General features: G+C 61.5%; 3 protein-coding genes and 1 pseudogene. 1 reads left to right on the top strand and 3 read right to left on the bottom strand.

The window, feature by feature from the left end; genetic code table 11:
• Positions 1-1,238 precede the first annotated feature (1,238 nt).
• Complete coding sequence (locus GA0115242_RS40170) at positions 1,239-1,973, top strand: DUF1963 domain-containing protein (protein ID WP_141721437.1); 735 nt, start codon at positions 1,239-1,241, stop codon at positions 1,971-1,973.
• Positions 1,974-2,391: 418 nt separating this feature from the next.
• On the opposite strand, the pseudogene GA0115242_RS42405 reads toward GA0115242_RS40170, so the two are convergent.
• The 3 genes and pseudogenes from GA0115242_RS42405 to GA0115242_RS00610 form a co-directional block, all read right to left on the bottom strand.
• Positions 2,392-2,664 (bottom strand): annotated as a pseudogene (locus GA0115242_RS42405) (transposase); the annotation flags it as partial.
• A 60-nt stretch (positions 2,665-2,724) separates the two neighbouring features.
• Positions 2,725-3,216, bottom strand: a complete 492-nt coding sequence (locus GA0115242_RS00615) for a hypothetical protein (RefSeq protein WP_370672244.1) — start codon at positions 3,214-3,216, stop codon at positions 2,725-2,727.
• Positions 3,217-3,374: 158 nt separating this feature from the next.
• On the bottom strand, positions 3,375-4,271 hold the full coding sequence (locus GA0115242_RS00610; RefSeq protein WP_256089320.1) for an STM4015 family protein: 897 nt from the start codon (positions 4,269-4,271) through the stop codon (positions 3,375-3,377).
• Between the last annotated feature and the right edge of the window lie 620 nt (positions 4,272-4,891).

Raw genomic sequence — 4,891 nt, 5'->3', positions numbered from 1 at the left:
AGGACATACACGAAGCGTTCCTCAAACTCGCCTGCTGCCTGATCACCCACCGACAACTCGACTCATTATGTTAGGCGTTGTAAGCTGGCCCGGAGTACCGTCCAAGCCGATCAGTGACGCGGCACGCCCGGTACACCCGACATGGCTGGCGCCCGTCCGCGCCCCGACTCAACTAATGGTCGGGGCGCCGAGCTAATCGCACCCCGGGGCGACCCGACCATCACAACGCGACCGGGCTGGCCCTCGACGAACTCGTCGTGCTGTCGGTCTACTTCAAGACCTACGTCTCCGAACTCCTGCGCGGCAACCGCCGCTGCCCCTGCTGGGGTATCACCTGCAGGGTGACGAAGGCCACGGACAAGGACATCCCGCTCACTCCGCTGCTATGGCTGTGGGATCGCAGCAGCGCCGGAAGCACGCACGGACCGCGCCTGGATCAGCAGCCGCATCAGCAAGCCCTGCCGGATCGAGGCGATCGCCTTCACCACGAAGGCCCGAAGTGCCCTCCTCAGTCGCCTCCGCTGAGGTCCGCTGCGGCGTCCACCGTGTCCCAAGGGCGACCGTGGCAGTCAGAGGGCGAAGCCTGTGGGTCACCGAGGCGGATGCCGGCCCGTGGCGGGTCCGGAAGAGCAGGACAGGGTCGAAACGACTGTGTCCGATGCAGGGAGGGGCTCACGCACCGGTCTCGATGCCGCCATCCCGCAAGCAAGGCGCCCGACCGGAGAAGCTCACATCAGGCGCCTGGCTGTGCACCTAGGAGAACCCGAGCCTCTGTGCCGAGTGCGAGATGAGGAGGATCTTCGTCTGCTGTGGCACGCAGTCACACCCAAGCCGACCAAGGAAAAGCAGTTGATGCGGCTCGATGGCGGGGGTGGTCCCGGCGTGGTCCGTCGGCTTGCGCAACGTGTTACTGCCGGCCGGGGCCCCTCGGACCGGCTCTGTGATCGGCGGTACGACGAGCCGGATTCCGCCGAAGGCATCCGCCGCGCGCGCCGAGCACGGCCGACGGGTTCAGATGTCAGGACGGCGGGTGGCGGAAAGGCGGCATATTCCTGCGATTCATCCTTTCATCTGCGTAATAGCCGGATCCGCTGTCAAGCAGGACGAAAGTATCCACACGGTCTCCAGTCGAACGATTTTGATCCAGCTTCCACTCGAAGGAATGCGATTGATTTCAGATCAATCACGATTTGAATGTTCAGGTCTCGAGCTCGTGCGGCCTTGAAATCATGGCACTCATGAATATGCTTGAAGAGTTCCGGAAGCGTGCCGGTGAGTGCAATATGCCGGATAAATCAATCGAATACTGGGTGGGAATCGCGCGCCCCTGCCTCTGCCTGAGAACCGACGGGGAGGGCCCAGTCGTCGGGTATTTCGGCGGTAGGCCGGCACTGCCGAAGTCGGTCGCATGGCCTGCGGGCCACGCTCACCTGGCTTCGCTCGACCTCGCTTCCATCCCGAAGGGGGCTACTGACCTCGATCTTCCGGCGGAGGGCACATTGGTGTTCATGGCTGTGCCGGGTTTAGCTTCCGGTGCGGGGCGCGTGATTTATGCACCGACAGGCGTGGCGCTCACCGAGGCAGAGCCGCCCGGTGACGGTGTCTCGGAGTACGCCCGCACTCCCCTCCATGGTGTCCCGGACTGGAGTATGCCAGAGTCCGCCTACCGCAGTCCGCGCTACCTGGAAGACGGCCAGCGGGACGACGAAGACCTCTTCGAAGAGATCGTGTGGGAGCTTGAGGGCCCGAACAGCTTGCTGATCCTCGGCGGCTTCGGCGTTTCGAACACCGGAGGTCTCGGTGTGCCCATAGGAGAGCATGAGGAACTGCTGGCCGAGTTCTTCCTACAGGAGAACGAGGTCGGCGAGGACTTCGAAACTGACTACACCACAGTTTTCTACGGAGCCGCACGAGACGATCTCACCGCCCGCAACTTCGACGCGGCCTGGATGGCGACCGACTTCCATGGGTAATCGCCACAACCCCAGGCAAGAGAGGAGCCGGATTTGGAACAATCAATGACGTTTTCTCCGTAGTGTTCATTTCCAGATTCCATTGAGGACTAGGACGACGCGGGCGATGTCGCCGATCTGGCTCGAGCTACTGGTGACACACTGCAGGATGAGCCGGCCAATGATTGGGCTCGGCGTCGGCGCGTTCACCGAGGGCTCGGATGCCCTGGATCAACTGGGTTCTGGTGCGCGTGTCCGTGTTACCAAAGCCTCGCGTGGTCGCGGTTACCGAGTCCATTCCGGCCACTCGTAGGTGTGACTTTCTCGCTACGACTCGGGAATGAGTGATGCGAAGTGGTCAGCAGGGTTCGCAGCTGAACACAGGTGAGCTTGGCGGTCTGCTGCGCGGTCGGTGCCGCGGCAGAGGAGAACGTGGGCGATCAGGTGGAAGATCCCTCCGCGTCGGTGGCCCACAGCGACCAGGAAGAATGTTCGCCAGCACCAGGGCGTCCAGATGGTCCGACTTCTTGCGCGCGACGGTCCGGCGATCGCAGCAGCGGGCCGTGGCCATGAGGTTGATCGCATACACAGGGCGGACGGTCTCACGCAAGTGCGGCGACCAGCAGACCGTGCGAGGTCTCCATGGCCACCGGGACGGGGTTCCTGCGGTGTCGCTGCGGTCGGCGAGCCTCTGGAGAAGCTGGTTCAAGCCTTGAGCGCACCCGGCGCATCAACACCAGCAAAGCCGTCATCCGGTGGTCGATGACCACCCTCATGAGCCGCCACCTGGCCGCCCACCATCGGCAGCGCCCTGCCCCAGCACAGACAGCATGAATCTGCCCGGCTTCGTCTCGACCAGCCAGCCCCGTTCCACCAGCCGTTTCAGCCAGGCCCGTGCTCCTTCGACGCGGGAGACGGACGCGCCGTCCCAGCCCGGCACCACCGCTACCCGCCGGGCACCCAGCCCATCGGCTCCCGCCTCCAGGACGGCGGCCATCAACGCTTGGTAGTCCGCCGACAGATCCTCGGCACCGACCGCGCTCTCCCGGTGCGGCACCGCACGTCGCGGCCCGACCGGCTTCCTCCGCAACATTCCGACAGCCACCACCGCAGGCGCTTCCTCCTCAGCCAACCCCTCCCGATACTGCTCCAGACCGATCACCCGGCGCCTGAGCACCTCTTCTGCATCCGCACCTCCTACTCCGCCCGAGCTGACCCCGACGAGCTGGTCAACGCCGACATCAGACGGAGCCTGCCCATACACAGCCGTACCGCGGCCTGAATCAGCTCGCCGCCGGGACCCGCCGTTTCTTCCACCGCCGTCAAAGCCAGCCGCACACCCTGCGGCTACTGCGGCGGCCCACATGCCCGCTACAGCCTCGAATAGTACCCTTCGAGTTCGAATTAATCGGCGAAGAAGTTTTACTCACTAGCGCTTATATACCTGCCTGGCCACTTGGGATCTTCGCTCTGCCGTTCATCAAGATTCACACTTACACCAAAAGGCTCAAGGGCCTCCCTCAAGCGGCACATCATCGAAGCGGAGAGGAAGTGGTGACGCAAATCTATTTCCCGGAGGTGAGCCAAGGGCTGGCCGGACAACAGTGAAAATGCGCCTTCATCACTCAAATTTCCGAGACCTAGGCCAAGTGAATCCAGGCGGGCAACTACAGCAGAGCTTGAAACCGCTTTAGCGATATCATCCTGCTTGTCTGAATTCAATATTCCCATGTGACGCAAAGAAGGGAAGGCTGTCCCGTTCAGCAAGGGCTCGAGGTCGACTTCCGTGGCGGTGCGGCCGTAAAACTCGCTCCCCATCCATAGATCAAGATAATTCAAATTAGGAAATTCGCACCGAAAGAGGCCATCTAGCACCTCGCGCGGCATCCCTCCGTTTTCCAGGCGAAGTACCTTGAGACCGTCATGGCGAATCGGGGTTATTTTAAGGCTAGAGCCACCACGGTTATCGATCGCCTCCAAGCCGGCCGCACCCCTTACGCCCAACTCCTGCAATCGAGGAAAGGCTGACAGGATCGGGCTGATGTTACCTTGCTCTATCCACGACAGCTCTGCGAGGGCAGGTTCCACATCCGCAAGATAGAGTGCCCGTAGATTAGGGAGTCGATCTGCGTGCCCTGAGAGCAGTTCAGCCACCCCATCTGGACCTATACCGCGAAGGTCGTCAGGGAAATAGAATCCGTACCCCAAGGAGAGTGCATAAACTTTACTCACGTCCACATACCTGATAAATGCCTCCCATACTTCCTCTGCCGATAGGTCGTCCCAGGGGATGATTTCCGCTTCGAGTCTCCATGCCACTTCATTAGGGCAAATCAAATTCTCTTCGGCCCTCCGGGGATCGAAGACGCGGATTGGCAATTTATGAAACTCCGCCAGTAGCCCTATGCTCAAAGCTGAACAACTCTCTTGAATGTTTGAATTCGACGGATCGCTTGGACGGTCAACTGGTGGATGTTACTACAGAATCATAGGCAGGCGTATCTGCATGTCGGTGAATGCCACCAAATTGGGGACTAGCGGCGACTGAAAGAATGAGGTAGATAGTTACCATCTATCGCATCCAGGGCAGAATTTAAGCGTTTGTTCCGCTGTGCATATATTGCTATGGATCGGACCGGATGAGCTGTGGGTATGTCTGGAGCCGCCGCTGCAACATGGCACATCAGCTCTTTACGGGGATCCCGCAGCGGCATCTGGGTTGCCTGACTGCGGAGTTGGCGGCGCCGCGGCAGGCCGGCCTTGAAGGGCGCTTTCATGCTGCGGGGAGGCGGAATCCGCAGGCGGGCCGGGGGCGTTCGGCGACCGGCCGTCGGGGGACTGCCCGAAGGGGCCCACCCCCTGTCGTGTACCGGTACGGGCGGCAACGGCAGCAGCTGTGGCGATCTCCTGGCCCGCACCGATAACAACGGTTAACACAA

The sequence above is a fragment of the Streptomyces sp. SolWspMP-5a-2 genome (genome assembly GCF_900091845.1).
GTDB classification, from domain to species: domain Bacteria; phylum Actinomycetota; class Actinomycetes; order Streptomycetales; family Streptomycetaceae; genus Streptomyces; species Streptomyces doudnae.
The sequence above is the reverse complement of the archived record's forward strand: the minus strand, read 5'-3'. Positions and strand labels throughout refer to the sequence as shown.